The organism is Hoskinsella mucinilytica, assembly GCF_045223415.1.
GTDB lineage: Bacteria > Bacillota_I > Bacilli_A > Erysipelotrichales > Erysipelotrichaceae > Hoskinsella > Hoskinsella mucinilytica.
Genome location: NZ_JBEQZJ010000083.1, coordinates 1 through 6,291, shown reverse-complemented (window position 1 = coordinate 6,291; position 6,291 = coordinate 1). Strand labels below are relative to the sequence as shown.

General features: G+C 28.1%; 4 protein-coding genes. 2 read left to right on the top strand and 2 right to left on the bottom strand.

The annotated features are described in order from the left end of the window. On the bottom strand, positions 1-1,311 hold a 1,311-nt coding region (locus UGRO018_RS17375), incomplete at its 3' end, for an AAA domain-containing protein (RefSeq protein WP_416327779.1). Positions 1,312-2,744: 1,433 nt separating this feature from the next. After that, the gene (locus tag UGRO018_RS17370; protein WP_416327778.1) at positions 2,745-3,014 is read right to left on the bottom strand and encodes a helix-turn-helix domain-containing protein; all 270 of its coding nucleotides are present in this window, start codon (positions 3,012-3,014) and stop codon (positions 2,745-2,747) included. A gap of 125 nt (positions 3,015-3,139) precedes the next feature. On the opposite strand from UGRO018_RS17370, the gene UGRO018_RS17365 reads away from it, so the two are divergent. Beyond that, positions 3,140-4,297 carry an AIPR family protein gene (locus UGRO018_RS17365; protein ID WP_416327777.1) on the top strand — a complete coding sequence of 386 codons (1,158 nt, stop codon included), beginning with the start codon at positions 3,140-3,142 and terminating at the stop codon, positions 4,295-4,297. A gap of 755 nt (positions 4,298-5,052) precedes the next feature. Further along, positions 5,053-6,291: methionine gamma-lyase family protein (locus tag UGRO018_RS17360; RefSeq protein ID WP_416327776.1), on the top strand; the 1,239-nt coding region annotated here is incomplete at its 3' end.

Sequence of the window (6,291 nt, the reverse complement as noted above, 5' to 3'; positions counted from 1 at the left end):
TTTAAAATCATAAATACCATAATGTATAAAGAATTTTATTTTTTGAATTATAAAATCTATATTGGTCATAGGAAAATTTAAATTCACGAGCAAGTCTAAAAGTTTTTCACTATTTAAATTAAAGAATTGGAATCTTTTTAATTTACGTACTTCTTTATCTTGTAGATATTCTGTAAAAAACATATATTCATGATTATATTCATATAATTCTTGTTTTAACTTTGCATATTCATTGGTATACTCTAACAGCATTAATAGATTATTTTCGTGTTCTTTTATTTCATTTAATAATTCTTCCATTTGTTTCTGATCAATAAACCAGCCAAAAATATCATTTGGATATCCAATTTGATGATTAAAAAAATTTTCTTTATTTTCTTTATTCCCCAGCAATGCAACAAAAAAATCATAATTATTACTTTTCATTTTTTCTAAAACATTTTTAACAGCCTCATTATTACTTGAAACAACAGCTACACTCTTATTTTGTATAATCAAATTAGCTATGATATTTAGAATGCTTTGTGTTTTCCCTGTACCAGGAGGTCCTTGTATTAAGGATATTCTATTTTCTAATGCATTCTTTATAGCTTTTCTTTGACTTAAATTAATACCAAAAGGATAAATAACTGTCATATCATTACTAAGCTTTAAATTCTCATATTTTTTAGATAAATAAATATCTAAAAGATCATCTTTTTGAATCACTATATCATTTAATTGCTTTCCTAAATAATGCTCAGCACTCCCTTCAGAACTCAAATCTTTAATGTTAGCTATATATTTATAATAGTCAAACAAATCCTTATACTCAGTAATTTTTATATTTTTAATAATATTTATGTGACTTTTATTTACAATATATATAGTTTCATTATTAGGGAATTTTATCCTTGCAAAATTGTCGGAAAATTCTACAAACTCTAATTTTTTTATTGCTTCATTATAAATAACGCTTTCATCATTTTTCAATATGTATTTATCAAAGGTTTCAATAACTATATTTTTCTTTTTATAATATTTTTCTTTCCCCTGATCTTTTACCTTTATGGTGCTATTTTCTCCATCACCAATTTCTTCATAATCGTATACTTCTCTTAATGCTTCAATTTTATTATTCGCTTTATAAATAAGAATCTGATTTTGATTAAGTTCTTTATTTGTACATGGTGAAATTTTCACATTTTTACAATGATAACTATACTCTTTATTACTTCCTTTATATCTAATGACAATAAAGGGTTCATTATTTTTAAAATAATAATTACTAATTTTATCAGTCTCATCTTTTTCTTTGATTAAGAAACGCATATATTTCACCCCCATGTTACATCTTTATTTCATTTTATCAAAAATTCTCTTTTTAGTATAGGTGATATTTATAAATTTACAAGATTTTTGTAACTATTCATCGATAAGTATATAAAAGCACATTATAAAAAGCGCCTTGAAGAAAGACCTGTAAAATCGTTTCAAATGCACTGACATTGTAAACCATTATACTTACTTATGTTTATCTACCAAGCTCTAAGACAAATTATCTTGACGAATTCTTCTTTGTTTTGATTAATCTGCATTGTTATCGGTATAGGGAACGACGAAATTTTTTATGCATCGTAGATAAAGTCTTTATCTTCCAACATTCTTCTGAATGTGCTCACATACTTAGGAATATATCTTTCATCTTTCTCTGAATGCATCGTAATACATTTTAGCACTCGATCAATCAATCTTTTTTTGTTTTTGATAGGAACTGCATCTAATGGAGCTTTTATTACTTTCACTGTTATAATGTGATCTGCTATATCTATAATTCTACTTTTGTGTACAGGGGGATGTTTCTGACCACCACGCAATTGTTCTGTTTGTTCTGGTATTTATCTGTGCTTTAGTTCTTGTATGTGAAAGAATATCTGTACGTGGTAGCAGATTAAAGGCTGTAGTATTCATATACTTCAGTTTATCTATAATATCTTTTTGTTTTTTTATATTTTTATCCTGTCTCTTGATTTCTTTATGCTACAACTCATTTATTTTCCTCAATCTATTAATTTCCTTTTGTATTTTCCATTACTTCGTCTTTTTCATTTCCGGCTTCCTAACACTATTTCTTGAGCACGTATTTCTGATTTTCTAAATTTTTTATTTTAATTCCATACTGGAAATTTATATCGTTAACTCTGATCACTACTTGATAATTTTGCATTTAAAGATGATAACGTAATAACCTCACTCTAAGCTATTGATTTATATCAATCAGTTTTTGATCAAAATGTTCTTTATGTTGTAATATCATATGTCATTTTCTCTCATTGATTTATCATCCATTTCATTTATAGTATAGCATACGTATTTAGCAAACTATGTGGAAAACTTTATTTGCTTCATAAAAGTTTTAAGAGTAGAAAAAGCTGTAAACTGAGAGCAATACAGCTTTAATTAAGATAAGACACATTATTTCAAATCAAATGTAGGAAAATTAGCCTTGATAATCAGAGTTCAATAGGTTTCTATGACCCCTTTCTTTTGATAAGATTATTTTAAAACCTTTACTAATTTAAACAAAACAGTTTTTTTTGTGAATTTTTTTAAATAGATATATGATCTATAACGAATAAATATAAAAAATCTTATAAAGATTATCATAATCTCATAATTCGATAAAATACAAGTGATATTTACAAAGGAAATTACGTTTTTTATTGTCATAAAAAAATTATAGAAACCTCTTAAAAAATACTGCTTCACAAAAAATCCAACATTTTTGAAATTAATTCTAATACATCAACCTCTAAGGCTACTGCCAATTTCTTTATATTTTGTAAATTAGGAATGTTTTTACCGGTTTCATAATTTGTTAGTGTTTTTTCACTAATCCATTCTTCATTATTAAAATATTTTTTACTTCTGTCATCGATAAAACTCTGACGTGATTTTGGAATATCGGTTAATTTCATCCTATATTCCTTTATTAGCATTCCTATTTCTTTCATTTGATTATCTGTTTTTCTCATTGTCATGTCATAATTATATCACAACAAAAAGAACCAAGGTTACTTTTTTAAAGATTTTATACATGTTATAATATATTTGAGATTTATGGAATACCATTAAATCGAAAATTAAGGAGGTATGTCAAATGACATCAATCATCGACTTTAAAGCGAACGCAGTTCGCACTATCACCTCACCTTCACAAAAAGGTGTTACAACTTACTTTGCATATGTAAACTTTCGTGATTTACCCGATCAATTACCTTTGGACGTAAACCCTCGAAAACCAAAAATGAATACAGCGGTAGCAAAAGCTCTTATTAATGCTGTTAAATCACCAGAAACTGACTTTGATATCAATAATCGAGGAATCGTTATAGTTGCAAAAAGTTTTAAATTTAACACTAGTAACAGTACAATTTCATTAGATTTAGGAGCTGATAAACAAAGCTTTGGCATTTTAGATGGAGGGCATACATATACTGCCATTATTCAAAATAGAGATGAATTATCTGATGATATTGATAAATATGTAAAACTAGAAATAATAGTTGGTGAAGATCTAACAGTTTCACGTATAGCTGATGCAAGGAATACATCTGCTTCTGTATCTGATATAGCATTATATGAACTTGATGATAAATTTCAATTTATTAAAGATGCTGTAGCTAATGAACCATATGCAAATGATATCGCAATTAAAGATAATTCTAAAGAGCGTTTACAAATTATAGAATTATTAAAACTATTATTCGCATATAATGTATTCAAATTCAAAAATTCCAATGATACCCCTACACAAGCATATTCCGGAAAAGCCGCAGTTTTTAAGGATATCAAACGTGATTTAGATGATGGGACCGAATATTATAAAAGATTATCAAAACTATTACCGGACTTAGTTCATTTATATGATTATATTGAATTAGATTTTAGAAATAAATATCTTGAGTATAATCCAACAGGTAAATTTGGGGCTTTACGTGGTGTAGAAAAAAGGAAAGATAGCAATTCATCTTTTAAAACACTTTTCTTAGAAAACGATATTGATTATAAAATCGCATCTGGTTATATATTGCCTGTTTTCGGTGCTTTTCGTGTTTTAATCGATCCAAACAGGCTGTCTTGGCGTATAAACCCGTTTGAGATGTGGGATAAAATCGGAGCTGATTTAATTAAAAATACTTTTGAAAGCTCACGAAATAACCCACAAGATGCTGGTAAGAATACATCAATATGGTCAAATAACTATTCAAAAGTTGAAAATGCTATGCTTCGTCAAATGTTAGATAAGAGTTTCTAACAGAACACGAATATTAAACCTATAAAAAGCATTGAAAGCAGTTATTATAAGAAATAGTATGGAATCCAAGAATTATAGTCTTAAAAGACTTTTATATGAAAGAATCATTCTAATAGAGATATCATATTATACTTATGAAAATATCTTCATATAGAATAAGCTCTTTGTAAAATTTCAATACTATAAAACTATTTTGTTTGGTATAGAAATAAAAATTATATAATATGGGGTTCAAGATTTTGTGCATGAAATATAGCAAATAAAATCACAATTCAAGAGTGTGATAGCATCCATCAATAAAAACCGCTTTCCATGGTATTCATATACTAGAAGCGGTTTTTATAAATTCTCATTACTTCAGACAATTTTTATAGTTACCATAAACTAGAGCGTTATCATGTATGTAGTGAATAGCATAAAGAAATATTTGCAGATGAAAATTAATATGTAAAATGTATTAGAGCTTTTGTGATTTGAAGAAAGACATTGTTGTTTAACAATGCAAAAAGTGGTGCAGAAATAAGTTCTGTTTATTATAGTCTAATATAAAGTGCAAAAAAAATTGATACCTCTTATGGACAATTGATGTGATACCATTTTAGGACTGGTCTTAACTAGATGTGTAGTATCTGATACTCACCTCTATACAAGATGCTTTTATTTTCTTAATTTATTTATTTTCTTCAATAGATATCAATACAATCAATCAAAAAATGTGTATAATAAATACTGTATTATTAATTGGAGGTTTTTATATGATACTTGAACAAATAAATCTAGATCTACTTGCTTTGGCTAAAGAATCTGATACAGTTTTACATGATATTTACGAAAACATTGACTCTATTTGTCTAACAAATTCTAATCGAATCTTATCTGCTTTCATTGAAAATAAAGTTTCTTACTCAGATTTTAGTGATATTAATGGTTATGGTAACTACGATGAGGGAAGAAATAAAATCGAAAAGATTTTCGCAACTGTCCTTGGTTGTAAGGATGCTTTAGTACGACCTCAAATCATGAGTGGAACAAATGCATTATACTTAACTCTTTTGGCCTTATTAAAACATGGTGACACAATGATTTCATTATCTGGCGCTCCTTACGATTCGCTTCAGGAAATGATTGGAATAAGCGGAAATTCAAGTCAGTCGTTAAAAGCTGCTGGAGTTAAGTATGAACAAATTGAATTAATCAATGATGATTTTGATGATCAAATGATTATTCAACGTTTAAAAGAAAAAAATGTTACATTAGTAGAAATTCAAAGATCTAGGGGTTATTCGCATCGTAAGTCGTTATCCATAGCAAAGATTGAACGAATCATTAAAAAAATTCGTGAAGTAAATAATGAAGTCATTATTATGGTAGATAATTGTTATGGCGAATTGGTAGAAACGAAAGAACCAGGTCATGTTGGTGCTGACATTGTTGTTGGATCTTTGATGAAAAATCTTGGTGGTGGGATTGCCCCAACTGGAGGATATGTAGCCGGTAATGAAGATTTAATTTATATGGTAGCTGAAAGATTAACAGCTCCGGGAATCGGAAAAGATCTAGGGGCTAATTTCAATTTAAACAATGCTTTTTTTAAAGGAATCTTTATGGCTCCTAATGCCGTAAAAAACGCATTAAAGACAGCTGTATTTACAGCTTATATGTTGGAAAAACTAGAATATCACAATGTATCTCCTCGCTATGATGAACCACGAACTGACATTATTCAAACATTAGAACTTAAGTCTAAAGAGAATTTAGTAAGCTTTACTCAAGGCATTCAACAAACGAGTCCAATCGATTCATTTGTCCAAGTTTTACCAGCTCCAATGCCAGGGTATCCTTTTGATGAAGTAATGGCTGCTGGTAGCTTTACTCAAGGTAGTACAATTGAATTAAGTGCTGATGCGCCAGTGATTGAACCATACACCTTATACATGCAAGGCGGTTTAACCTTTGAATATGGAAAATTATCTATTTTATTAGCATTATCGAAT

What these genes read in the sequence shown, in the direction of transcription:
- UGRO018_RS17370 (WP_416327778.1), bottom strand. Translation starts at nt 3,014, where the DNA reads ATGAGAAAAACAGATAATCAAATGAAAGAAATAGGAATGCTAATAAAG.
- UGRO018_RS17365 (WP_416327777.1), top strand. Translation starts at nt 3,140, where the DNA reads ATGACATCAATCATCGACTTTAAAGCGAACGCAGTTCGCACTATCACC.